Annotated in this window: 21 protein-coding genes and 1 tRNA gene; 13 read left to right on the forward strand and 9 right to left on the reverse strand. The window is 69.6% G+C overall.

Annotated features, from left to right (window positions below):
* Position 1 precedes the first annotated feature (1 nt).
* Both ACYVGI_RS05025 and ACYVGI_RS05030 read left to right on the forward strand, forming a co-directional pair.
* On the forward strand, positions 2-952 hold the full coding sequence (locus tag ACYVGI_RS05025; protein WP_460631573.1) for an NAD(P)/FAD-dependent oxidoreductase: 951 nt from the start codon (positions 2-4) through the stop codon (positions 950-952).
* A gap of 57 nt (positions 953-1,009) precedes the next feature.
* Positions 1,010-1,081: transfer RNA gene (locus ACYVGI_RS05030), tRNA-Gln, on the forward strand.
* Between the two features lie 79 nt (positions 1,082-1,160).
* Here the strand turns inward: ACYVGI_RS05030 and ACYVGI_RS05035 are convergent.
* The gene (locus tag ACYVGI_RS05035) at positions 1,161-1,832 is read right to left on the reverse strand and encodes a TetR/AcrR family transcriptional regulator (RefSeq protein WP_460631574.1); all 672 of its coding nucleotides are present in this window, start codon (positions 1,830-1,832) and stop codon (positions 1,161-1,163) included.
* A 109-nt stretch (positions 1,833-1,941) separates the two neighbouring features.
* Here ACYVGI_RS05035 and ACYVGI_RS05040 point away from each other — a divergent pair, with 109 nt between their 5' ends.
* From ACYVGI_RS05040 to ACYVGI_RS05060, 5 genes are all read left to right on the forward strand, one after another.
* On the forward strand, positions 1,942-3,618 hold the full coding sequence (locus ACYVGI_RS05040) for an amidohydrolase (RefSeq protein ID WP_460631575.1): 1,677 nt from the start codon (positions 1,942-1,944) through the stop codon (positions 3,616-3,618).
* Between the two features lie 84 nt (positions 3,619-3,702).
* The gene (locus tag ACYVGI_RS05045; RefSeq protein WP_460631576.1) at positions 3,703-5,358 is read left to right on the forward strand and encodes an ABC transporter substrate-binding protein; all 1,656 of its coding nucleotides are present in this window, start codon (positions 3,703-3,705) and stop codon (positions 5,356-5,358) included.
* Between the two features lie 39 nt (positions 5,359-5,397).
* The gene (locus ACYVGI_RS05050; protein WP_460631577.1) at positions 5,398-6,354 is read left to right on the forward strand and encodes an ABC transporter permease; all 957 of its coding nucleotides are present in this window, start codon (positions 5,398-5,400) and stop codon (positions 6,352-6,354) included.
* Positions 6,351-7,211 carry an ABC transporter permease gene (locus ACYVGI_RS05055; protein WP_460631578.1) on the forward strand — a complete coding sequence of 287 codons (861 nt, stop codon included), beginning with the start codon at positions 6,351-6,353 and terminating at the stop codon, positions 7,209-7,211. Before ACYVGI_RS05050 ends, ACYVGI_RS05055 begins: the two co-directional genes overlap by 4 nt.
* Complete coding sequence (locus ACYVGI_RS05060; RefSeq protein WP_460631579.1) at positions 7,208-8,854, forward strand: dipeptide ABC transporter ATP-binding protein; 1,647 nt, start codon at positions 7,208-7,210, stop codon at positions 8,852-8,854. The genes ACYVGI_RS05055 and ACYVGI_RS05060 overlap by 4 nt, the downstream gene beginning before the upstream one ends.
* Positions 8,855-8,902: 48 nt before the next feature.
* Here the strand turns inward: ACYVGI_RS05060 and ACYVGI_RS05065 are convergent, their stop codons facing one another.
* The 3 genes from ACYVGI_RS05065 to ACYVGI_RS05075 form a co-directional block, all read right to left on the reverse strand.
* On the reverse strand, positions 8,903-9,829 hold the full coding sequence (locus tag ACYVGI_RS05065) for a Ppx/GppA family phosphatase (protein ID WP_460631580.1): 927 nt from the start codon (positions 9,827-9,829) through the stop codon (positions 8,903-8,905).
* 6 nt (positions 9,830-9,835) lie between these two features.
* Positions 9,836-10,033 carry a hypothetical protein gene (locus ACYVGI_RS05070; RefSeq protein ID WP_460631581.1) on the reverse strand — a complete coding sequence of 66 codons (198 nt, stop codon included), beginning with the start codon at positions 10,031-10,033 and terminating at the stop codon, positions 9,836-9,838.
* 79 nt (positions 10,034-10,112) lie between these two features.
* Entirely contained in the window at positions 10,113-11,762 is a 1,650-nt protein-coding gene (locus ACYVGI_RS05075; RefSeq protein ID WP_460631582.1) for an HAD family acid phosphatase, read from the reverse strand.
* Positions 11,763-11,995: 233 nt separating this feature from the next.
* Between ACYVGI_RS05075 and ACYVGI_RS05080 the strand changes: the two genes are divergently transcribed.
* The 3 genes from ACYVGI_RS05080 (at position 11,996) to sufU (ending at position 14,199) form a co-directional block, all read left to right on the forward strand.
* On the forward strand, positions 11,996-12,322 hold the full coding sequence (locus ACYVGI_RS05080) for a hypothetical protein (RefSeq protein ID WP_460631583.1): 327 nt from the start codon (positions 11,996-11,998) through the stop codon (positions 12,320-12,322).
* 156 nt (positions 12,323-12,478) lie between these two features.
* Positions 12,479-13,756, forward strand: a complete 1,278-nt coding sequence (locus tag ACYVGI_RS05085) for a SufS family cysteine desulfurase (protein WP_460631584.1) — start codon at positions 12,479-12,481, stop codon at positions 13,754-13,756.
* Entirely contained in the window at positions 13,753-14,199 is a 447-nt protein-coding gene (sufU, locus tag ACYVGI_RS05090) for a Fe-S cluster assembly sulfur transfer protein SufU (protein ID WP_460631585.1), read from the forward strand. Before ACYVGI_RS05085 ends, sufU begins: the two co-directional genes overlap by 4 nt.
* Before the next feature lie 219 nt (positions 14,200-14,418).
* On the opposite strand, the gene ACYVGI_RS05095 is transcribed toward sufU, so the two are convergent.
* From ACYVGI_RS05095 to ACYVGI_RS05115, 5 genes are all read right to left on the reverse strand, one after another.
* On the reverse strand, positions 14,419-14,700 hold the full coding sequence (locus tag ACYVGI_RS05095; RefSeq protein ID WP_460631586.1) for a hypothetical protein: 282 nt from the start codon (positions 14,698-14,700) through the stop codon (positions 14,419-14,421).
* Positions 14,701-14,809: 109 nt separating this feature from the next.
* Positions 14,810-15,604, reverse strand: coding sequence for an amino acid ABC transporter ATP-binding protein (locus ACYVGI_RS05100; protein ID WP_460631587.1), 795 nt, complete (start codon positions 15,602-15,604; stop codon positions 14,810-14,812).
* A complete protein-coding gene (locus ACYVGI_RS05105; protein ID WP_460632403.1) occupies positions 15,601-16,377 on the reverse strand; it encodes an amino acid ABC transporter permease in 777 nt (258 codons plus the stop codon). The genes ACYVGI_RS05100 and ACYVGI_RS05105 overlap by 4 nt, the downstream gene beginning before the upstream one ends.
* A gap of 207 nt (positions 16,378-16,584) precedes the next feature.
* On the reverse strand, positions 16,585-17,433 hold the full coding sequence (locus ACYVGI_RS05110; protein ID WP_460631588.1) for an ABC transporter substrate-binding protein: 849 nt from the start codon (positions 17,431-17,433) through the stop codon (positions 16,585-16,587).
* 263 nt (positions 17,434-17,696) lie between these two features.
* Positions 17,697-18,665, reverse strand: coding sequence for a Dyp-type peroxidase (locus ACYVGI_RS05115; protein WP_460631589.1), 969 nt, complete (start codon positions 18,663-18,665; stop codon positions 17,697-17,699).
* A 469-nt stretch (positions 18,666-19,134) separates the two neighbouring features.
* Here ACYVGI_RS05115 and ACYVGI_RS05120 point away from each other — a divergent pair, with 469 nt between their 5' ends.
* The 3 genes from ACYVGI_RS05120 to ACYVGI_RS05130 are packed head-to-tail and all read left to right on the forward strand — an operon-like array spanning position 19,135 to position 23,101.
* Positions 19,135-20,457, forward strand: a complete 1,323-nt coding sequence (locus ACYVGI_RS05120) for a quaternary amine ABC transporter ATP-binding protein (protein WP_460631590.1) — start codon at positions 19,135-19,137, stop codon at positions 20,455-20,457.
* Entirely contained in the window at positions 20,457-22,166 is a 1,710-nt protein-coding gene (locus ACYVGI_RS05125) for an ABC transporter permease/substrate binding protein (protein ID WP_460631591.1), read from the forward strand. The genes ACYVGI_RS05120 and ACYVGI_RS05125 overlap by 1 nt, the downstream gene beginning before the upstream one ends.
* A gap of 26 nt (positions 22,167-22,192) precedes the next feature.
* On the forward strand, positions 22,193-23,101 hold the full coding sequence (locus ACYVGI_RS05130; RefSeq protein WP_460631592.1) for an alanyl-tRNA editing protein: 909 nt from the start codon (positions 22,193-22,195) through the stop codon (positions 23,099-23,101).
* Positions 23,102-23,146 lie beyond the last annotated feature (45 nt).

Genomic DNA, 23,146 nt, shown 5'->3' on the forward strand with positions numbered 1-23,146 from the left:
CGTGCCACGCGAGTCCCACGAGGTCGTCGTCATCGGCGGCGGTCCGGCCGGGCTGTCCACCGCGCTCAATCTGGTGCGTGCGCGCCGTGACGTGCTCGTGGTCGACAGCAACCGGCCCAGGCACGCCGCAACGCTGGTCGCGCGCGGCTACCTGACGCGCGACGGCGTCGCCCCGCTCGAACTCCGCCGCCTAGGCCGCGAGGAGGTCGAGTCATACGACAACGGCGAGGTCGCTTTCGCGCTCGCGCAGGGCATCGAGGTGTCCGGCTCCGGATTCCGCGTGAGCGCGAAGGGCGTGCGCGGGGCGGCAGACATCGACGTGGTCGCGCAGACGGTGGTGCTCGCCACGGGCCTGCAGGAGACGCTGCCCGCCATCCCGAGCATCCGGGCGTACTACGGCACGCAACTGCACAGCTGCGTCGAGTGCGACGGCTATGAGAAAGCTGATGCGCCCCTCGCGCTGATCGGGGAGACGAGCGACCTCGCGGAGCGCGCCCTGCTGCTCACCCAGTGGACGGACGACCTGATCGTCTTCACCAACGGTGTCGGCACGGTGAGCGACGACGACGAGCGCGTGCTCGCCCGGCTCGGCGTGCGCGTCGAGCGCAGGGCGATCGACGACGTGGTGGGGGAGCGCGGCACGATGACCGGTGTGCGACTCGCCGACGGCACGGTCGTCGACCGCGCGGGCGGCTTCGTGCGCCCGCTGTGGACCCCGTCGCTCGCGTTCGCCTCCGGCCTGGACCTCGAGACCGACGACGACGGCTACCTGCTCACGGACGCGCACGGCCGCTCCTCGGTGCCCGGCGTCTACGCGGTCGGAGAGACGAGACCGCCGGGGCCTCAGCAGCTCATCGTCGCGGCCGGGTCCGGGGCTGTCGCAGCCGCCGCGATCAACCGCGACCTGATCGGCCTGACGGTCGACGGCGCGCCCGGGATCGCCGTTTTGTAATTGAGGGTCGGCGTAGGATAAAGTTGACTCTCGTGCCCGGGCTTCGGTTCGGAACGGTGGGGTATGGTGTAATTGGCAACACGGCGGTTTCTGGTACCGTTGTTCTTGGTTCGAGTCCAGGTACCCCAGCAGTGAGAAAGGCCCGGTCATCCGGGTCTTTTTTGTTTAACGGCGCGCTGATGCGGTCGCTGGCGCTCCGGCGTGTCCGCTACGCCTCGACGTGCCGCTCCGCCGACTCGATGACCGACTCGACGCCCAGGCTGAAGATGTCGTCGTCGCGCAGGGCGAGCAGTTCGGCGGCGGCCGACGCCAGGTTCGGGTGCTTGGTCGGGTCGACCAGCAGCGGTCCTTCGAACCAGCGGTTGTCCTCGGGAGGCGTGCCGGGCTGGGTGCTGCGCGCGTGCGCGATCCCCGCCGCCTCGGACAGCGTGTACGACGAGAACAGCGCGTAGTGCCTGACCTGCGCCGCCCCGTGGATGCCCGCCTCGGCGAACGCGCCGAGGACCAGTTCGATGGTCTCGGTCTCCGCTGGGCCGTTCGTGGTGAGCACCGTCGCCTCCGATGCGATAGCCGGGTACTCCGTGAAGACGGCGAGGGTGTGCGCGGCGAGCTGTCTGAGCCTGCCCCGCCAGTCGGCCGAGCGATCGACGTCCGTGAGGATGCGGGCGAACAGCTCGTCCAGGAGCGCCTGCATGAGTGCCTGCTTGCTGGGGAAGTAGCGATACGCCGCCGTCGGGTCCACTCCGAGTGCCGACCCGATGTTCCTGACGGACACCGCGGAGGCGTCGCCGTGCGCCGCGAGGTCGAGCCCCGCCTGGACGATGCGTTCCCTGGTGAGGCGTGATCGCGGTGTTCCGCTGGTGTCGTGCGCTTCGGTCATCGCTACCACTCTAGGTGTCGCAGAGATGTTGTCAACAGTGTTGACACGCGGTGGATGCGCGACATAGCATCCTCCCCATCCACATTCGACGACGAAAGGGAGCGACTCCGTGACGGCAGGCGACACCATCTTCACCGGGGGCTCGGTGTTCACCGGCTCCGGACGACCCATCGACGGGCACGCCGTCGTCGTGCGCGACGGGCGCATCCAGGGCATCGTGCCGGACACCGAGATCGCCGGGCACCGAGGGGAAGCGACCGTGGTCATCGAGCTCGACGGGGCGCTGATCGCTCCCGGCTTCCAGGATGCGCACATCCACCCGGCGGGCGGCGGGATCGAACTGCTCCAGTGCAACCTGAGCGACAGCGACGACGCGGACGACGCTCTGCGCCGCGTCGCCGAGTACGCGGAGGAGAACCCCGAGGGCTGGATCCTCGGCGGCGGCTGGTCGATGGACCATTTCGCGGGCGGAGCACCGACCAGGCAGGCACTGGATGCGGCGGTCGGCGACCGTCCGGTGCTCATCAGCAGCCGCGATCACCACAGCGTCTGGGCGAGCACGGCGGCGATCAGGCTCGCGGGACTCGACGGCACGACCCACGACCCGGCGGACGGCCGGATCGAGCGCGAGGACGACGGCTTCCCCGCCGGGACGTTCCACGAGGGCGCCGGCGACCTGTTCGACGCCGTGCGCCCGGAGACGGACGACGACCTGGTCTACGCCGGGCTGCTCAGGGCGCAGGACGTGCTCCTGGCGCTCGGCGTCACCGGCTGGCAGGACGCGATGATCGGCACGGCGGCCGGCATGGCGGAGAATCTCGGCGCATACCGCCGCGCGGTCGACGACGGCACGCTGGTCGCGCACGTCGTCGGCGCCCAGTGGTGGTCCAGGGCGGACGGCGGAGAGCAGGTCGCGTCGATGATCGCCCGCCGTGACGCCATCGCGGCCCTCGGCTCCGACCGGCTCTCGCTCGGCACGGTGAAGATCATGGTCGACGGAGTCGCCGAGAACCACACCGCCGCCATGAAGGCGCCCTACCGGGATGCGCGCGGGCACGACACCGACAACGCCGGCCTGTCGTTCATCGACCCCGCGCTGCTGCGCGAGTACGTCACAGAGCTCGACCGCTGCGGATTCCAGGTGCACTTCCACGCGCTGGGCGACCGGGCCGTGCAGGAAGCGCTCGACGCGCTGGAGGCGGCGCGCGAGGCGAACGGGGCGACGGACGGACGCCACCACCTCGCGCACCTCCAGGTGGTCGCCGTCGAGGACGTGCCGCGCTTCGCCGACCTCGACGCCGTCGCGAACCTGCAGGCGCTCTGGGCCTGCCACGAGCCGCAGCTCGACCAGCTCACGCTGCCGTTCCTGCAGGAACCGCAGGCGACCAGGCAGTACCCGTTCGGCGACCTGGCCAGGCACGGCACACGGCTGGCGGCGGGAAGCGATTGGCCGGTGTCGAGCGCGAACCCGATCGAGGCCATCCACATCGCCGTCAATCGGGTGGCGCCCAGCGCCGGCGCCGGCGCCGGCGCCGACGCCGACGCCGAACCGCTCGGCGGTGACGAGCAGCGGCTCGACCTCGCCACCGCGTTCGCCGCGTACACGTCGGGGAGCGCCTATGTGAACCACCGGGACCACGACACCGGACACATCATGCCCGGGTACCTCGCCGATCTCGTCGTGATCGAGCCGGACCCGTTCGCGGGGAGGGAGGAGGACATCCACCTGTCGGTCGTGGCGTCCACCTGGGTGAACGGCGAGCGGGTGTACGCCCGCACCGAGTGACGCACGCACGACGAAACACCCCCCCGCACAACGCACAGCCCAGCACCGCACAGCCCTCGCACCGCCCCAGCTAAGGAGCGCATCATGTCCTCATCCCGCCCGAGCAGGCGCAGGCGTAGGCGTCTCGCCGTCGCCGTCGCAGGCGCCGTCAGCGCCGCGCTCGTCCTCGCCGCCTGCACAGCGCAGACCCCGGCAGCGAACACCGCCAAGCCGTCGTACACCCTGACCGCGCAGACCCCTGCGCCGTCCGGCGACATCGATTCGTTCACCTGGGCGCTGTACGCCGAGCCGTTCTCGCTCGACTACACGCACGCGTTCGACTATCCGGACAACCAGGTGCTGGCGAACGTCTGCGAGTCGCTTCTCCGGCTCAATCCCGACTGGACGCTCTCGCCGAGCCTCGCCACATCGTTCAGCCACCCCACCCCACTGACCTGGGTCTACGAGCTCCGCGACGGCGTCACCTTCCACGACGGCACACCCCTGACGGCGGCGGATGCGGTCGCCTCCATGCGCAGGCACCTGGACCCGGCCGTCGGCTCGTCCTGGTTCTCCGTGTACCAGAATGTCGCATCCATCGACCAGACCGGGCCGATGCAGGTCACGGTCACCACGACGAAGCCGGACTCCCAGTTCAACCTTGCGATGGGCGGAGCGGCCGGCGTGATCGAGTCGGCGGCCACGCTGGCGGCGAAGGGCGCCGACTATGGCAACTCGACAGGAGGCGTCAACTGCACGGGGCCGTTCGAGTTCACCTCCTGGAAGTCGGGGGAGAGCATCACGCTCACCAGGTACGACCACTATTGGGACCAGAAGCTGAAGGCCAAAGCAGGCAGAGTCACCATCCTCTTCATGAACGATCCGACCTCGCGCGCCAACGCGCTCTCCTCCGGCCAGGTCGACGGGAGCTGGATGATCCCGCTGGATGCGATCGACAAGCTCAAAGCGTCTGGCTCCGGCGGCCTGTACTTCGGCCTCAACACCGCCGTCAACAGTCTCATCGTCGGCAACCTCACGGGGCCGCTCGGCGACCTGAACGTGCGCACGGCGCTCCTGATGGCGCTCGACCGGCAGGGCATCGTCGACGCAGCGGCCAAGGGCTACGGCTCGGTGACGAACGCGCTGACGACACGCTCGGTGTGGTCCGGTGCGAGCACGGACGCTCTGGCGAAGGCGTTCGACGGGCTGAAGACATACCCGTACGACGTGAAGGCCGCGAAGGCGCTCGTGGAGAAGGCAGGGGCGACCGGCAAGCAGATCGTCATCAAGACGGCGCCGCTCGGCAGCGACTTCAGCGTGGTCGCGCAGGCGACCGCCGCTGCAGCCGAGGCGATCGGGCTGAAAGCGAAGATCGAGACGATGACGCCGGACACGTACACGACGCTGTTCACCGATCCGAGCGCTCGCGCGGGCGCCGACCTGTTCTACACCTCCTGGTACCTCTCGTCTCCCGATCCGCTGGAGATGTACTCGGTGCTTCGGACGGGCGACTACAGCAACTACGGCAACTGGTCGGACCCGGCGTTCGACGACATCGTGAACACCGCCGCCGGCATCGACGACCCGGCCGAACGCTCGGAGAAGTCAGCGGAGGCGCAGCGGATCGCCAATGAGCAGCTCCCGTGGCTGCCGCTGTTCGAAGGGCCGATGACGGTCTACCTCGGTAAGCGCATCACCGGCGTCGCGCCGTCCGTCGCGTTTCTCTACTACCCCTGGGCGGCCACCATTGGCGCGCGGTAACCGGGGCGTCGCCGCGAGCCTCGGCGGGAGGGCGGACCGGTGACCGTCGCCCGCCGGGTGCTCGGCAAGCTCGGCTCGCTGCTGCTCACCCTGTTCCTCGCCTCGCTGCTGGTGTTCTTCTCCCGGTTCCTCGTGCCTGGCAACCCGATCGGCTTCCTCCTCCGCGGCCGCAAGCCCAACCCGGAGACGGTCGCGGAGCTCACCGCGCAGTACGGACTGAACCTTCCGCCGTGGCAGCAGTACGTCAACTGGGTGGCCGGGATGCTGCACGGCGACTTCGGCAGGTCGCTGCAGTACCGGCAGTCGGTGTCCGCCGTCATCGGCGAACGGCTTCCGGTGACGTTCGGACTCGTCGTGCTCGCCGGGCTCATCATCACGGTCGTCGGGCTCGCGGCCGGGATCGTGGCCGCCCTCAACAGGGGCAGGATGCTCGACAGGGCCATCCTCATCCTGCTGACGGTCCTCGCGGCGATCCCGTCCTTCGTCGGCTCTATCGTGCTGATCTCGGTCTTCTCCGTGCAGCTCGGCTGGTTCCCGTCGTTCGGCTCCGGCACCGGCCTGCCCGACACGATCTATCACCTGATCCTGCCGTCGATCGCGCTCGCCATCGTGTTCATCGTTCTGATCGGCAAGGTGACCCGCACGTCGATGGTCGAACAGCTCGGCAGGGAGCACGTCGAGGTCGCGACCAGCAGGGGCCTCACCAGGGCCACCGTGATCCGCCGCCACGTGCTGCGCAACGCGATCGGGCCCATCGTCACCGTGAGCGGCGTGCTCGTGGCAGGCCTGCTCGTCGCCAGCACCATCGTCGAGTCGGCGTTCGGGCTCGCGGGGATCGGCTCACTGCTCGTCCAGTCCGTCGACAGGCTCGACTTCCCCGTCGTGCAGGCGATCGTCCTCCTCGTCGTCACGGCCTTCGTGGTCGTCAACGCGGTGGTCGACGTCCTCGAACCCGTGATCGACCCCCGATCGGCAGCAGGAGCTGGAGCACGATGACCACACCGACCATGGCCGTGAAGGTGCTCCGTGCATCCAGAGTCGCGCGGCCGACCGTGAGCTGGACGATCAGCCTGGTCGCGCTCGCCGTGATGACGCTCGCCGCGATCTTCGCGCCGCTCGTCGCACCGTACGATCCAGACCACATCGACTTCGCCGCGATCTATGCGCTGCCGAGCCCCGCGCACTGGCTCGGGGCCGACGCTCTCGGGCGCGACACCCTGAGCCGGCTCATCTTCGGCGCGCGGACGGCGCTGCTCGGGCCGCTCATCGTGGTGATCGCCTCCACGATCGTCGGCATCCTGCTCGGGCTGCTCGCCGCCTGGCGCGGCGGCTGGATCGACGCCGTGCTCGGCCGGGTCTTCGACGTGCTGTTCGCGTTCCCGTCGCTGCTCATCGCGATCATGGCGGTGGCGCTGTTCGGGAAAGGGCTCGTCGCCCCGGTGATCGCGATGAGCATCGCGTACGCGCCGTTCGTCGCGAGGCTCACGAGGTCGCTCGTGCTCGCGGAGCGCACCCGGCCGTACGTGGCCGCGTACCGGGTGCAGGGCTTCTCCGGAGGGTGGATCGCGCTGCGCCGCGTGCTGCCGAACGTGTCGCCCATCGTCGGAGCGCAGTCCACTCTCAACTTCGGCTATGTGCTCGCGGAGCTCGCCGGGCTCTCGTTCCTCGGTCTCGGCGTTCAGGCGCCGACGGCGGACTGGGGCGCGATGATCAACGACGCGCAGGCCGGGATCGTCGGCGGCCACCTGCTCCCGGCCATCGTGCCAGCGGTGGCCGTGGTGATCGTGGTGGTCGCCGTCAACATCGTCGGCGAAGAACTCTCGGACAGGATCGGAGGCGGGTCGGGCGCATGACACTCCTCGACATCTCCCAGCTCACCATCGACCTGGCGACCGGAACACGACTGCTGCACGCCGTCTCGCTGCACGTCGCGGACGGCGAGACGGTCGGCCTGGTCGGCGAGTCCGGCTCCGGCAAGTCTCTCACCGCCCGCGCCGTGCTCGGGCTGCTGCCCGGCCGCGCGACCACGGGCGGCACCGTGCTCCTCGAAGGCTCGGACGTGCTCGGCGCGTCGCGCGCGGAACTGCTGCGCCTGCGCCGAACGCGGGCAGCGATGATCTTCCAGGACCCCCGCGCGGGGATCAACCCGATGCGCACGGTCGGCGACCACCTCACCGAAGCGCTCAGGCTCGGCGACGGCTGGTCGGCCTCCGCGGCGCGCGACCGCGCCATCGAGCTGCTGCACGCCGTGCGCCTGCCGCGACCGGAAGAGCACCTGCGGCAGTACCCGCACGAGTTCTCCGGTGGGATGCTCCAGCGCGTCATGATCGCCGGCGCGCTCGCCGGGTCCCCGCAGCTCCTGGTCTGCGACGAGCCGACCACCGCCCTCGACGTCACCACGCAGGCGGAGATCATCTCCGTGCTCACCGAGCAACGGGCGGCGCGCGGGATGGGGATGCTCTTCATCACCCACGACCTCAACCTCGCGGCGTCGCTGTGCGACAGGGTCTACGTGATGAGCGGCGGCAGGATCGAGGAGGAGGGCGACGCTGCGCAGGTGTTCCAGCGCCCGGCGGCGGCGTACACCCGGCGGCTGGTGGCGGCGACGCCGACACTGGGGAGGGATACGGCGGACGGGACGGGAGGCGGCGCATCCAGGCGGGTTGGCGCATCCACAGGGGTTGGCCCATCCACGAGGGTTGCCGCAATCACCGCCGCTGGCGCACCGATGCTCGAGGCGCGGTCGCTCTCGAAGACGTACCATCCGCGGGGCAAGGAGGCTGTGCGCGCCGTGATCGACACCTCGATCGCCGTCGCAGCAGGGGAAGCGCTCGGCGTGGTGGGGGAGTCCGGCTCTGGGAAGTCGACGCTGGCGCGCATGATCGTCGGCCTCGAACGGGCGGACACCGGAGACATCCGCATCGCCGGAAGGGAGCGGGCGACCACGCCGCGCACCCGCGCGGAACGGCTCGCCCACGCCCGCAGCGTGCAGATGGTGTTCCAGGACCCGTACCTCTCGCTCGACCCGCGCATCCCGGCCGGTCGCGCCATCGAAGACTCGCTGCGGCTGCACACCGCGCTCACCGACCGGGATGCGCGCAGCAGGGTGCTCTCACTCCTCGCCCAGGTGGGCCTCGACGAGACCCACGCCGACGCGCGCCCGCGCACCCTCTCCGGCGGTCAGCGGCAGCGCGTCGCCATCGCCAGGGCGCTCGCGATCGAACCGGACGTGCTCGTGATGGACGAGGCGACGAGCGCGCTCGACGTGTCCGTGCAGGCGCAGGTGCTCGACGTCGTCAGCGCGATCCGCGAGGCCAGGCGGCTGACCGTGCTGTTCATCAGCCACGACCTCGCCGTGGTGCGCCGGGTGTGCGAGAGCACCGTGGTGATGCGGTCGGGCGAGATCGTCGAGCGCGGCGCGACGGCGGAGCTGCTGGAGAGGCCGCAGCATCCGTACACGCGGCTGCTGATCGACTCCGTACCGCGCGGGTCGTAGCGGGCGACGCGGGCGGGGTGGGGCGACGCGGGGCGGTGCGGTGCGGCCTCAGCCGAGGTGGTCGAGGTAGCGCAGGATGATGCCCTCGCGCAGCGCCCACGGGCACACTTCGAGCTCGTCCACGCCGAACGCGCGCATGGCCTCGCGCAGCACGATGCCGCCCGCCACGATCTGGAACGTGCGGTCGGCCGTGATCCCCGGAAGCGCCGTGCGCGCCTCCGCGGGAAGCTGGGCGAGTCGCGGCACCCAGTCGGAGAGCTCCGACCGCCGCAGCAGGCTGCGCTCGGTGCCGCCAGGGCCTGCCGCCGTCGACCCAGCAAGGCGCGCGAGGGAGCGGATGGTCTTGGAGGTGCCGACCACGTGGCCGCCGGAGGCGCGGCCGTCGAAGCGGCCGACCGCATCCTGCAGGACGGAGCGGGCGTGCATCCGGAGCGCCTCGACCTGCGGTTCGGTGGGCGGATCGTCGTGGAGGAAACCGATGGTGCTTCGCCCGGCGCCGAGCGGCACGGAGACCGCGATGTCGGGGTACTCGTCGCGTCCGGATGCGATCTCCAGCGATCCGCCGCCGATGTCGAGCAGCAGGAGGTCGCCGGCCGACCAGCCGGACCAGCGGCGCACAGCCAGGAAGGTCAGCTTCGCCTCGTCCTCACCGGACAGCACCTGCAGGTCGACGCCGGTCTCTGCCGCGATGCGCGCGAGCAGCGCAGGACCGTTGCTGGCCTCACGGATGGCGGAGGTGGCGAAGGGCAGTAGCTCCTCGATGCCCTCGGCCTCGGCGACCCGCATGGCCGACGCGATGGCGTCGAGGATGGCCTGAGCGCCCTCGTCGCTGATCGCGCCGTCCGGCGTGATGTACCGCATCAGACGCAGCACCGACTTGTGCGTCGCCGCGGGTATCGGCCGGGCGCCGGGATGCGCGTCGACGACGAGCAGGTGGATGGTGTTCGAACCGACGTCGAGGACTCCGAGCCTCATCGCCGGTCAGCGTCCCTGCCGGTGACGCACCCAGAACCCGATCAGCACGCCGCCGCCGACGGCGACCAGCACACCGACCCCGCGCACGATCCACTGCGTCGACCCGCTCGCGGCGTCGATCAGCAGGGGGACACCGAGCCCGACCGCCACGAGGACGATCCCGCCGATCAAATACAAAGGGGACCCGTTCGTGCGTTCGACCATGAGGAAGAGAATACCGGGTGCGACTCGTGCGAAAGGTGCGGTCGCGACGCCCGCGACCGCACCTTTCGCACGAGCTGAGCTACGGCAGGTAGTACGTCGGGTTCGGCAGCTTCACCGCGCGGTCGGCTGAGCCGCCGATCAGGTCGCTGAACTGGTCGCCGTAGTTGGCGACGATGTCGTATTTGCCGCCCGCCGCCGACTCGACGTGCTTGCGGGTCTGCGACTTGTACTCGATGGTCGTGCACTTGGCGGTCGCGCAGGTGATGTACGACGGCTGCTGGGATGCGCCGACACCCGTCCACTTGGTGTAGTAGTTCGGTGCGGTGAAGCCGGTGTATCCGACCTTCGCCAGGTTGCCCAGGGTGGCCGCCTTCTGGTCGTCGTTGCGTCCGGTGAGGCCGATGAGCGTGCATCCGGATTTCTGGGCGACCGTGGCGAGCGTGGTCATCGACGGGGCGGCGGGGAAGCGCTGGTCCTGCACCCAGACGTCCTGCTCGGCCGGGTTGAAGGTGAAGTGCATGTCCGCCACCTCCATGTCGTAGGTCCACAGTGTCGTGTCGTCGGCGTCGAGGACGATCGCCGGGTTCTTGTGCAGCTTCTTCTCGACGAAGCAGGTCGCCGCCAGCACGGGCAACTGCCGCAGCACCAGGCTGCGCATCTCGCGGATGTACGGGGAGTCGGTCTTGTTCGCGATGCCGGTGCCCGGGTCGCCGTAGTAGGTGGCGATGGTTTTCTTCACCGAGTCGATGTTCGGGATGCCCTCGCCTCCCGCCGTCGCGCCGCTGGAGCCGTCCGGCGCCATGGTGAAGTGCGTGCGCGGGGTCAGCGTCGGCTCGTTCACGCCCGGCAGGTCAGGCGACGGCAGGTAGTAGGTCGGGTTCGGCAGCTTCAGCGCGCGCTCGGCGTAGCCGCCCTGCAGGTCGGACCACTGATCGCCCACGTTGAGGTCGATCGTGTAGCCGAGGTCCTGGATGTGCTTCCTGGTGAGGGCCTTGTACTCGACGGTGGTGCACGCAGCGGCGGCGCAGGTGATGTATGAGGGCTGCTGGGATGCGCCGACCCCCGTCCACTTGGTGTAGAAGTTCGCGGCGGTGAACGGGGTGTATCCGACCTTGCCGAGGTTGCCGAGGGTGGCCGCCTTCTGGTTGTCGTTGCGGCCGGTGAGGCCGAAGACGGTGAAGCCGATGGCCGCCGCCTTGTTCACGAACGCGACCATCGCCGGGGTGGCGGGGAAGCGCTGGTCCTGCACCCAGACGTCCTGCTCGGCCGGGTTGAAGGTGAAGTGCATGTCCGCCACCTCCATGTCGTAGGTCCACAGCGTGGTGTCGTCGGCATCGAAGACGATCGCCGGCTTCTGGCCCTTCGCCTTCGCCGCCGCGTACTCGGCCTGCAGTCTGGCGGTCTCGCCCGCGATGATCGTCGACATCTCGCTGATGTACGGCGACGCGGTCTTGTTCGCGATGCCGGTGCCCGGGTCGCCGTAGTAGGTGGCGATGGTCTTCTTCACCGAGTCGATGTTCGGGATGCCCTCGCCCCCGGCGGTCGCGCCGCTCGACCCGTCCGCCGCCATGGTGAACGCCGTTCGCGGCGCGAGTTGCTGCTGCTGGCCGTGGCCCGGCCCCGGGTCCCAGGCGGACGCGGCGGACGCGTCGACGACGCCGAAGCCGACGACGAGCGCGAGCACGCCGGCCGCACCGGCCGCCAGGCGGCGGGGACGGGAGGTTTTCACAGAGGACCGGAGCAACATCGCAACACCAATCGGTCGAGGGGGTCCACCCCCGAATGGGGGTCTGCGAGCACGATAGCGGGATGCGGTCCGACGCGCCAGGGTTCGGGCCGGTTCACCCGTCGAGTGGTCCCGAATTGCCGTGCGCCGGCACGCTGCCACGGCAATTCGGGACCACTCGGCGAATCGCGGCGCGAAGCTTGTCGCGCGTGGGCATCCTGGCCTAGCATCGCGCCATGACAGACGCATCACCGAACGTCGCCTTCGACCTGCTCGCCACCCGTCTGCTCGAAGATCCGGACGACGACGTGGTCGCCACGGAGAAGGGTCTCCACGTGCACGGGAAGCTGTTCGCCTTCCTCGACGGCGACACGCTCGTGCTCGACCTGCCTGCCTCCCGTGCGCTCGACCTGGTGGACCGCGGGGTCGCGTCCCTGGCATCCGGAGGCGTGGTGGATGCACGGGGCTCGTGGGTCGGAATCGCCGACGTCGAAGACTGGCCGGAGCTCGCCTCGGAGGCCCACCAGTTCGTCGGCGAGCCGCCCGTCGGCCGCGACTCCTGACCGCCGCCCTCACGCAGCATCGAGTGGTCCCGAATTGCCGTGCGCCCGCACGCCGCGACGGCAATTCGGGACCACTCGATGGTGGCCGGGTCGCGCATCCGGGAATGCCGTAACCCTCGACTGCATTGCAGTCAGAGGAAGTAAGGTTTTCAACGCATGTACACCGACACCATCGACATCGCCCGCATCCGTGCGGATTTCCCGATCCTCGCGCGCGAGGTCAACGGGCATCCGTTCGTCTATCTCGACTCCGGCGCCACCTCGCAGAAGCCGCGCCAGGTCCTCGACGCCGAACGAGCGTTCGTCGAGCGGTACACCTCGGCCGTGCACCGCGGCGCGCACACCACCGCCGGCGAGGCCACCGAGCTGTTCGAGGACGCCAGGGCGCGGGTCGCGGCGTTCGTCGGCATCGACGCTGACGAACTGGTCTGGACCTCCAACGCCACCGAGGGCGTCAACCTGCTCGCGTACAGCATCTCCAACGCGTCGCTCGGGCGCGGGGGAGACGAGGCCGCCCGATTCCGGATCGGGGAGGGCGACGAGATCGTCGTCACCGAGTCGGAGCACCACGCCAACCTGGTGCCCTGGCAGGAGCTCGCCGCCCGCACGGGCGCGACCCTCAGGGTCATCGGCCTGCACGACGACGGCCGGCTCCGTCTCGACGAAGCCGCGAGCGTCATCGGCGGGCGCACGAAAATCGTCGCGTTCACGCACGTCTCCAACGTGCTCGGCGCGATCAACCCGGTCGAGACGCTCGTCGCCCTCGCCCGCGAGGTCGGCGCGCTGACCGTGCTCGACGCCTGCCAGTCCGCGCCGCACCTCGCGCTCGACCTGCACGCGCTCGACGTGGACTTCGCCGTGTTCTCCGGCCACAAGATGCTCGGCCCGACCGGGGTCGGCGCACTCTACGGACGCCGCGACCTCCTGGGCGCGCTCCCGCCGTTCCTCACCGGCGGCTCGATGATCACCACCGTCACGCTCACGGCAGCCGAGTACCTGCCGGCACCCCAGCGCTTCGAGGCGGGCACGCAGCGGGTCTCGCAGGCGGTCGCGCTCGCCGCGGCCGTCGACTACCTCGACCAGGTCGGGATGCGCGCGATCGAAGCCCACGAGGAAGCGCTGGGGGCGCGCATCCTGGACGGCCTGGCGGAGATCCCCGGCGTGCGCGTGCTCGGCCCGGGACGCGGGGTTCCGCGCGTCGGGCTCGCGAGCTTCGTCGTGGACGGCATCCACTCGCACGACGTCGGCCAGTTCCTCGACGACCGCGGCATCGCCGTGCGCGTCGGCCACCACTGCGCGCAGCCGGTGCACCGCCGGTTCGGCGCCACCGCCAGCACGCGCATCAGCACCTACCTGTACAACACCGCGGACGAGGTGGATGCGGCCGTCGCCGCGGTCGCCGACGCCCGCGCCTTCTTCGGAGTGGACCGATGAGCTCGTCCGACCTTCAGAACCTCTACCAGCAGGTCATCCTCGACCACGCCAAGCAGAAGCACGGCTACGGCCTCCAGCTCGGGGCGGCCGGCAGTTCGCACCAGCTCAACCCGACGTGCGGCGACGAGGTGACGCTCAACGTGCATCCATCGGCCGCCGGGGGCGTCGCGTCGATCAGTTGGGAGGGGCACGGCTGCTCCATCTCCACGGCGTCGGCGTCGCTGCTGAGCGACATCGTGCACGACGTGTCGCGCGAGCAGCTCACGGATGCGGTCGCGGCGTTCCGCGAGCTGATGCAGTCGAAGGGCGCGATCGACGGCGACGAGGAACTGCTCGGCGACGCCGTGGCCCTCGCCGGCGTCTCGAAGTACGTCACCCGCATCAAGTGCGCGATGCTGCCCTGGGTCGCCCTCGAGGACGCCCTGGCGAAGTCGGCCGCGTAGCCGCGTCTCCGTCCGAAAGGAGAACCGTCGCGCCACGCCGCGCGAATCTCCTTCCGAACGGAGTTCCCGGCGCGACACCCGTGTTCCTCCGTCAGGAAGGCGATGCCGGAGCAGGTCTGTACTCCGCTGGGACGGAGGTACGGGAGACACTGGGCGTGAACTCCGTTCGGAAGGAGATTCGGGCGGCGTGTCGGCGCGGAAGTCCTGCGGAAGCGCGCGCTACGGCACCGGCGCCAGGTCGACCTCGTCTGCGATGGCTTCGAGCGCGGACGGCAGGGACGGGAACGTCGTGCCGAAGACGAGGCCGGACGGGCCGCTGGCCGTCCAGGTCTGCGTGCCTTTCACAACATGGCCGACAAGGTAGCGGCGGTGGCCGTCGAGCACCTGACGCTGCGCGATGGCGAGGGTCAGCGGGAACGCGTACACGTCGCCTTTCGGGCTGACGACCAGCTCCCAGCGGGCCTTGCCCGGGTTGAATCTGCTTGTGAAGATGCGCGACATGATCGGACAGTTGTATCCCGGTCCGCGCATCCGGTGCCACGAAGATGACAGCCTGTTTCTTTTGTTGCGGGGCCGCCGTAACACGCCCCGTTCCGGCTTGACTCCGGCGCTACGCGACCCAGCCGGAGAAGCGGGAGAGGAACGCGCGCGTGCGCGGCTCCCGTGGCGCTCCGAAGAGCTGAGCGGGCGGTCCCTGCTCGGCCACGACACCGGCGTCGAGGAACACGACCCGGTCGGCCACATCCCGCGCGAACGCCATCTCGTGGGTGGCCATGACGATGGTCGTGCCGGACGCCTTGAGGTCGCGCACGAGCTCGAGGACCTCGCCGACCAGCTCGGGGTCGAGGGCGCTGGTGACCTCGTCGAGCAGCAGCAGCTCGGGGTCCGTGGCGATGGCGCGCACGATGGCCGCCCTCTGCTGCTGGCCGCCGGAGAGCCGATCCGGGAACTCCTTCGCCTTGTCGCCGAGGCCGATCGCGTCCAGCAGCTCGTGCGCCTTCGCCTCCGCCGCTCTCCTCGGGATGCGGTGCACCCGGCGGCTGGCGAGCGTCACGTTGTCGAGCACGGACAGGTGTGGGAACAGGTTGTAGTGCTGGAACACGACGCCGATCCGGCCGCGGACGGCGTCCATCCTGGTGCGGGGGTCGCTGATGTCGTCGTCGCCGAGGAAGATCTGGCCGTCGTCGATGCGCTCCAGCAGGTTGATCGTGCGCAGCAGCGTCGACTTGCCCGAACCGCTCGCGCCGATCAGCGCGACCACCTCGTGACGCTGCACGTCGAGGTCGATGCCGCGCAGCACCTCGGTGTCGCCGAACCGCTTGCGCAGCCCGGTCAGCCGCAGGACGGGAGTGGGACCAGGGGCGGGAGCCGCTCCCGGCGCGGGCGTCGTCGTCTGCTCGCTCATACGATGCTCCCCACCTGTTCGCGCTTGCGCACCCTGGCCGAGTACCAGTCGGTGAGCCGGATCATCGGCAGGGCGAGCACCACGAACAGCAGACCGGCCAGCACGTACGGGGTGAAGTTGTAGGTGGCGGCGGTCTCGATCTGGGCGGCGCGGACCGCATCCACTGCTCCCAGGATGGAGATGAGGCCCACGTCCTTCTGCATGGCGACGAAATCGTTCATCAGCGCCGGCGTGACCTTGCGGATGGCCTGCGGGAGGATCACGAGCCGCAGCGTCTGGTAGTGGCTGAGGCCCAGGCCGCGGGCGGCGAGCCGCTGCGATGGATGCACGGCCTCGATCCCGGCGCGGAACACCTCGGAGACGTACGCCGAGTACACCAGGATGAGCGCGATGGTGCCCCAGAACTCGGCCGGCATCCGCGGGAAGACGCCGAGGCCGGGAAGCCCGAAGCCGACCAGGTAGAGCACGATGATGAGCGGCATCCCGCGGAACAGGTCGGTGTAGCCGGCCGCCAGAGCGCGCAGCGGGAAGAAGATCGGCCCGCGCAGGGTGCGCGTGGTGGCGATCAGGATGCTCACGATCAGCACGCCGATCGCCGCGACGATCAGCACCCGGATGTTCAACAGCAGCCCGTCGAACACCCTCGGCCACGCCTGCACGGCGACGGCGGGATCGAAGAAGGTCTGCTGCACCGCCGCCCAGCCCGGCGTGTTGATCACGAAGATCCAGGCAAGCACGGCGACGACGATGGTGCTGGCGAGGCTGATCAGCACCGAGCGGGTGGTCTGCTTCTTCCGGAAGGCGCGGCGATCGAGCTCGACGGCGCTGGGCTCGACGCGGCTGGGCTCGACGCGGCTGGGCTCGACGGCGCTGGGCTCGACGCGGCCGGGCTGCGCAGCGCCCGGCGTTGGCGCGCCCGGCTCGGGCGCTCCTGGCGGCTGGATGGTGCTCACCCGTTGAACGCTAGCGCTTTCGCGCCGTTACTTGAGCACCGGGGCGTTGCCGTCCGTGGCGAGCCACTTCTCGGCGAGTTTGTCGAGGGTGCCGTCGGTGCGGAGCGCGTCGACGGCCGCCGTGATCTTGGCGGTGAGGGCGCTGCCCTTGGGCAGCACCAGGCCGAACCGGTCGCCGTCCTGACCGGACGCCTTCGGGAGCTGGCCGACGATCTTCCCGTCCTTCAGCTCGGCGTCGCGCAGGTAGAACGCGGTCGGCAGGTCGACGACGATCGCATCCACCTGTTTGTTCTCCAGGGCGAGCTTGGCGTCGTCGTTCGAGTTGAACGCCTGCACGCCGCCGGTCGGCGCGATCTCCTTCTCTGCGGCGGCGAAGCTCGTGGTCGCCGACTGGGCGCCGATGGCGAGCTTTTTCAGGTCGGCCAGCGACGTGGCCTTCGCTGCGGGGGAGGAGCCGATGGTGACGACGACCTGCGTGGTCTCGTAGTACGGAGAGGAGAAGTCGACGGCCTTCTTGCGCTCGTCGGTGATGGAGAACTGCTGCAGGTTGAAGTCGAACGTCTTCGGGCCGGGCGCGATGGCCTGGTCGAAGGTGGTGCGCACCCAGGTCACGTCCTTCTTGGCGAAGCCGAGCTTGTCGGCGACGGCGTACGCGACGGCCGACTCGAAGCCCTTTCCGGACTCCGGCTTGTCGTCGATCACCCACGGCGAGTACGCGGGCTCAGCGGTGCCGATGGTGAGCTTGCCTGGCGTGATGTATGCGTCGTCGGCCTTCGCGCTGCTGGTGCCGGTGGAGCCGGAGCCGGACGCGCATCCCGTGAGGGCGAGAGCGGCAGCGACGACGGCTGCGACGGTGAGGATGCGACGACGGGACATGGCGACTCCGGGCTGTGTGAGAGAGCGGTGAGCTGAGGGTGTGGTGCTGGTGCTGGTGCTGCGGGGGGTCTTTCAGCATGGCGCATCCCGTGCTGCGCGGGCAATGCGCGGGTCGCAGTGTTACGGGATGCGCGAGGTATTGCAGGAGAACTCGGCCGGCACGCCGACGGATTCTCCTTCTGGACGGAGTCTGCGGTGGATGCGAGCCGCTTCTCCTGCGGAGACGGGGGTGTCCGGCACGCTGGGGCGTGGCGGAGGGGCGGTCAGTCGCCGAGGGAGTCCAGGATGGCGCGGGACGGGGCGAAGAACGTGGTGCCCGTCGTCGCCGTGGAGAAGTCGAGGATGCGGTCGTAGCTGCCCTCAGGGTCTCCGACGAACATGCGCTGCAGCATCCGCTCGATCACCCAGAGTGCGCGCGAGTATCCGATGAAGTACGTGCCGAACTCGCCGTGACCTGCGCGGCCGAACGGCATGTTGTCGCGGAGGATGTCGTGCTCGACGCCGGACTCGTCCGTGATGGTCGCGAGGGTCTTGTGCGACTTCTGGCCGTGCTCGGCGTCGTCCAGTTCGACGTTGTCGATCTTGGTCCGACCGATCACGCCCTCCTGCGCCTGGGCCGGAAGCGAGCCCCACTTCCCGAGGTCGTGCAGGTACTTCTGCACCACCACGTAGCTGCCCCCGGCGAACTCCGGGTCCTCGTCGCCCACGAGGGTCGACGAGGCCATCTCGCCTCCGGTCGGATTGGCCGTTCCGTCGACGAAGCCGAGCAGGTCGCGGGAGTCGAAGTAGCGGAACCCGGTGACCTCGTCCACCAGCTCCACCGCGTCGCCGAGCGCTGACAGCAGCAGGCGCTCGAACTCGAAGGTGAAGTCGCTGCGCTCCGCCCGGATGTGGAACAGCAGGTCGCCCGGTGTCGACACGGCGGTGTGCACCGGCCCGCGGATCTCGGCGAACGGGTGCAGTTCGCGGGGGAGGCCGCGGCCGGTCAGCCTGGACCAGATCGCCGCGCCGACCGCGACATTGCAGGACAGGTGCGCGTTCAGGTCGCGGAAGCCGACCGTCTTCACCAGGTCGGAGAGGCCGGAGAGCACGTCTTTGACGATGGCGAACGCCTCGTCGTTGTCGGCCACGGAGACCACGAGGAAGACGGCGGAACGGGACAGGGGCGCGTCGACGCTCTGGGCGTCGATCGGGACGCGCTGCCAGGCGTGATCGCCGGTGTCCGAGGTCATGGGGAGAGTCTGCCGCACATCCACGCTCCGGTGGAAGAGGGGTCTGCGGGAGGCGCACCCAGGTAACGGAAAGGTAACGATGCCAGTGCCCGAGCGATCCGCATCACGGCGCGGATGCGGGCATATGCCGACAGGGGAATGCATGGTCAAATGCTGAATCCCGATTGGCTTTCTGTACAAACACATTGATAGCGTCGAGTCGCCCCGTTCGCCGCCACCGGCTGAACCGCGACCGACTGAGACGGGGCCGCAATAACCCAGCCCGCGCTCCGGGAACCGGGGCCGAGGTGTACACCGGCCCTGCAGGTCGGAGCGTACGGTCGGGCGGTGTGGGCGTGCCCCGATGGCGCGTCGGCAGCCGGTGATTCGCGCGTCGAACGATGCGCTTGAGTCGCCCGCTGTTCACGCTGCCCACCCGGGCGCAACCACGAGCACGCAGAGGCTGTATTGCGCGTGCCACGGAGATAACGTGAGCGAAACTGCCGCCGTCGAAGCGCGGAATCTGTACAAAGTGTTCGGACGCAAACCCGGTGACGTCGTCCGCCGGTTGAAGAGCGGGGCGACCCGCGACGACGTGACCGCCTCGGGGACGGCGGCGGTCATCGATGCGAGCTTCTCCGTGAAGGCCGGGGAGATCTTCGTAGTCATGGGCCTGTCCGGCTCCGGAAAGTCCACCCTCATCCGCCTGCTGAACGGCCTCCTCGAGCCGACCGCAGGCGACGTGGATGTGATGGGCACCACCATCACCGGTCTGCCGTCGGGGAAGCTGCGCGAGGTGCGCCAGAAGCACATCTCGATGGTGTTCCAGCACTTCGCCCTGCTCCCGCATCGCACCGTGCTCGACAACATCGCGTACGGACTCGAAGTCCAGGGCGTCCCGATCGCAGAGCGACGCGCCAAGGCGGAGACCGTCCTCGACCTGGTCGGTCTGTCCGGCTGGGGAGACAAGCTGCCCGGCGAGCTCTCCGGCGGGATGCAGCAGCGCGTCGGTCTCGGCCGCGCCCTCGCCGCTGACACCGACGTGCTCCTGATGGACGAGGCGTTCTCCGCACTCGACCCGCTCATCCGGCGCGAGATGCAGGAGCAGCTTCTCGAACTGCAGAGCCAGCTCGGCAAGACCATCGTCTTCATCACCCATGACCTCAACGAGGCCATGTTCCTCGGCGACAGGATCGCCGTGATGCGCGACGGCCGCGTCGTTCAGATCGGGACGCCGGAGGAGATCCTCACCGACCCGGCCAACGACTACGTCGAGAGCTTCGTGCAGGACGTCGATCGCGCCCGCGTGCTCACCGCGGCGAGCGTGATGGAGCCCGTTCGCGCGCTCGTCACCGTCGCGGCCGGTCCGCGCGCCGCGGTGCGGACGATGCGCGACCTGCAGACCTCTGCGGCGTTCGTCGTCGGCCACGGCAGGCGTCTGCTCGGCGCCGTGCGCGACCGCGACGTGATGCGCCAGGTCCGCGACGGCCAGTCCGACCTGTCGACCGTGATCGACGGCGGCATCGCCTCCGTCTCCCGCGACGAGGTGCTGAGCGAGCTCGTGGAGCTGTCGGTCGGCAGCGACCTCCCGCTCGCCGTCGTGGACGACAACCACCGTCTTCTCGGCGTGATCCCGCGCGTCACGCTCCTGGCCGCGCTCGGCAACGTGACGAGCGAGACCACGGAGATCCCGATCATCGTGGAGCCGCCGGCTACCATTCCCGCGGATGTCATGAACCAGACTCTGCTCGACACGGCGGCGGGAGCTGCTGCGCGAGACGGAGGAGAGACCGAGCTCGAGGGGGTGCGCTGATGGATGTCCGGCTTCCTCTCGGCGACTGGGCGACCAGCGTCGTCGACTTCGTCACGGAGTTCTTCGGTCCCGTGTTCGATGTGATCCGCACGGCGTTCACCGGCCTGTACGACGGCATGGACTGGGTGCTCCAGACCCCGCCGTTCTGGGGCATCATCCTGATCTTCGCTGTGCTCGGCGTCTGGCTGCGCGGGTGGGTATTCGGCGCGGGCACGGTCGTGGGTCTGCTGGTCATCGCGGGCATCGACCAGTGGTCGAACGCGATGGACACGCTCGCCCTCGTGATCGTCGCCGCGGCCATCGCTGTCGCGCTGAGCGTTCCGCTCGGCATCCTCGCCGCGCGGTCGAAGACGGCGTCCGCGATCATCCGGCCGGTGCTCGACTTCATGCAGACGATGCCGGCGTTCGTGTACCTCATTCCGGCCCTCATTCTGTTCCGGGTGGGCGTCGTCCCCGGCATCGTCGCGACGATCATCTTCGCTATGGCCCCTGGTGTGCGGCTGACCGAGCTCGGGATCCGCGGCGTCGACAGCGAGATCGTCGAGGCGGGGCGGGCGTTCGGATCGTCGCCGCGGCGCATCCTGCGTCAGATCCAGTTGCCGCTGGCCATGCCGTCGATCCTCGCCGGGGTGAACCAGGTGATCATGCTGTCGCTCTCGATGGTCGTCATCGCCGGAATGGTCGGCGCCGGCGGGCTCGGCCGCGACATCGTCCAGGCGCTCAGCCGGGTGGATGTCGGACTCGGCTTCGAAGCCGGTCTCTCCGTGGTCATCATCGCCATCATCCTCGACAGGCTCACCGCATCGGTCGGCGCCGCCCGCACCAGGATGCCGAAGCGGGCACTGGCGGCGCTGGGCGCTGCGGCCCTCGTCGCCGTCGCCGGCACCAGCATCGCTGCGGTCTCGCAGGCGGACGCGTCCAAGGGCGAGATCACGGTCGCCGTCTTCAATGGCTGGCCGGAGGGCGAGGCGGCGTCCTACCTCTGGAAGCACGTGCTGGAGGAGAAGGGCTACAGCGTGAAGTTCGAGTACGCGGACGCCGGCCCCGCCTTCGCCGGTCTCAGCACAGGTGACTACGACGTGGCCTTCGACGGCTGGCTGCCGACGACGCACGAGGCGTACCTGAAGAAGTACGGCGACTCGCTCGTCGACCTCGGAGCCTGGAACGACGAGGCGAAGCTCACCATCGCGGTGAACAAGGACGCCCCGATCGACTCGCTGGATGAGCTCGCTGCGCACGCGGACGAGTTCGGCAACCGCCTGGTCGGCATCGAGCCGGGCGCCGGCCTCACCGAGGCGACGCAGAACAAGGTCATCCCCGAGTACGGCCTCGGGAAGCTCGACTTCATGACGTCCTCCACGCCCGCTATGCTCGCCGAGCTGACCAGCGCGATGAAGAGCAAGGACAACATCGCCGTCACGCTGTGGCGCCCGCACTGGGCGTACGACCAGTTCGACCTGAAGGACCTCAAGGACCCGAAGAACACGCTCGGCACGGCGGAGTCGATCCACTCGATCGGCAGCGCCGACTTCGAGAAGAAGTTCCCGGAGGTCGCCACCTGGGTGAAGTCATTCACGCTCGACTCGAAGCTGCTCTACTCGCTCGAGAACGACATGTTCAACGGCAAGACGACGAGCAACTACGACCCGATCGTGACGAAGTGGATGCACGAGCACCAGCAGTACGTCGACTCGCTCACCAAGGAGTAGGGCAGCGCGTCTCGTACGCTGGACGGATGAGCTTCCCTCTCGCCCATCCCGTCGACACCACCAGCATCGATGCGGACACCATCGTCACATACCCGGACGGCGACGTCACCTCGACAGGCACCGTGCTCATCGCACAGCCGGTCGAGGGCGGCCGCACGGCGATCGTCCTCGACCGGACAGCCTTCCACGCCGTCGACCCTGTCTGGCCGGACCAGCCGGCCGATGAGGGGACGCTGTCGGCGGACGGGGTCGTGCATCCACTGGTCGGCGCCGTGGTCGGGGCGATCGACGGCGAGAGCCTGTTCGTCGGGGATGCGCCGGTCCGCACGGGCACGGAGGGCTGGGCGTTCGTCGTCTGCCACCTCGTGGAGGACGCGGCAGGCCTGGAGCCGGGCACACCCGTCACGGTGACCGTCGATCCGGCGGTGCGGCGCGCTCTGTCGGCCGGGCACACCGGCTGCCACCTGGCGTCGCTCGCGCTCAACGGCGCACTCGCGTCGCTGTGGAGCAAGGAGGTCGCGGTGGACGGGCGCGGCAATCCGAACTTCGACCAGCTCGCGATCACCGAGTCGCGCATCCTGCCCGACGGGTCGCTCGACACCTACCGCATCGGCAAGAGCCTGCGGAAGAAAGGCTTCCGGGCCGCGGAACTCGCCGAGGCACTGGCGGGCGTCGAAGCGGCGGCGAACGCGCAGCTCGCGGAGTGGCTGACCACCGGAGCGGCCGTGTCGATCGTCCGCGACGGCGACGGCCTGGGGGAGCGGCGCACCTGGCGCTGCGCCCTGCCGGACGGGACGGTCGAGATCCCGTGCGGCGGGACGCACCTACGTTCGCTGTCCGAGCTGCAGTCAGTCGTGGTGTCGCTCGCCCTGGAGGAGGCGGACGGCGCGATCGAGCTCCGGATGCGCACCGCGGCGACCCCGGCGGTGCAGTAGCGGCGTCGGCTGCCGGGCGGGCTCGGCGCCCGAGCGGGCTCGGCG

This window comes from Leifsonia lichenia (assembly GCF_054780215.1).

What these genes read in the sequence shown, in the direction of transcription:
- ACYVGI_RS05035 (WP_460631574.1), bottom strand. Translation starts at nt 1,832, where the DNA reads ATGACCGAAGCGCACGACACCAGCGGAACACCGCGATCACGCCTCACC.
- ACYVGI_RS05065 (WP_460631580.1), bottom strand. Translation starts at nt 9,829, where the DNA reads ATGAGGCTCGGAGTCCTCGACGTCGGTTCGAACACCATCCACCTGCTC.
- ACYVGI_RS05070 (WP_460631581.1), bottom strand. Translation starts at nt 10,033, where the DNA reads ATGGTCGAACGCACGAACGGGTCCCCTTTGTATTTGATCGGCGGGATC.
- ACYVGI_RS05060 (WP_460631579.1), top strand. Translation starts at nt 7,208, where the DNA reads ATGACACTCCTCGACATCTCCCAGCTCACCATCGACCTGGCGACCGGA.
- ACYVGI_RS05110 (WP_460631588.1), bottom strand. Translation starts at nt 17,433, where the DNA reads ATGTCCCGTCGTCGCATCCTCACCGTCGCAGCCGTCGTCGCTGCCGCT.
- ACYVGI_RS05085 (WP_460631584.1), top strand. Translation starts at nt 12,479, where the DNA reads ATGTACACCGACACCATCGACATCGCCCGCATCCGTGCGGATTTCCCG.
- ACYVGI_RS05045 (WP_460631576.1), top strand. Translation starts at nt 3,703, where the DNA reads ATGTCCTCATCCCGCCCGAGCAGGCGCAGGCGTAGGCGTCTCGCCGTC.
- ACYVGI_RS05080 (WP_460631583.1), top strand. Translation starts at nt 11,996, where the DNA reads ATGACAGACGCATCACCGAACGTCGCCTTCGACCTGCTCGCCACCCGT.
- ACYVGI_RS05125 (WP_460631591.1), top strand. Translation starts at nt 20,457, where the DNA reads ATGGATGTCCGGCTTCCTCTCGGCGACTGGGCGACCAGCGTCGTCGAC.
- ACYVGI_RS05100 (WP_460631587.1), bottom strand. Translation starts at nt 15,604, where the DNA reads ATGAGCGAGCAGACGACGACGCCCGCGCCGGGAGCGGCTCCCGCCCCT.
- ACYVGI_RS05055 (WP_460631578.1), top strand. Translation starts at nt 6,351, where the DNA reads ATGACCACACCGACCATGGCCGTGAAGGTGCTCCGTGCATCCAGAGTC.
- ACYVGI_RS05130 (WP_460631592.1), top strand. Translation starts at nt 22,193, where the DNA reads ATGAGCTTCCCTCTCGCCCATCCCGTCGACACCACCAGCATCGATGCG.
- ACYVGI_RS05115 (WP_460631589.1), bottom strand. Translation starts at nt 18,665, where the DNA reads ATGACCTCGGACACCGGCGATCACGCCTGGCAGCGCGTCCCGATCGAC.
- ACYVGI_RS05095 (WP_460631586.1), bottom strand. Translation starts at nt 14,700, where the DNA reads ATGTCGCGCATCTTCACAAGCAGATTCAACCCGGGCAAGGCCCGCTGG.
- sufU (WP_460631585.1), top strand. Translation starts at nt 13,753, where the DNA reads ATGAGCTCGTCCGACCTTCAGAACCTCTACCAGCAGGTCATCCTCGAC.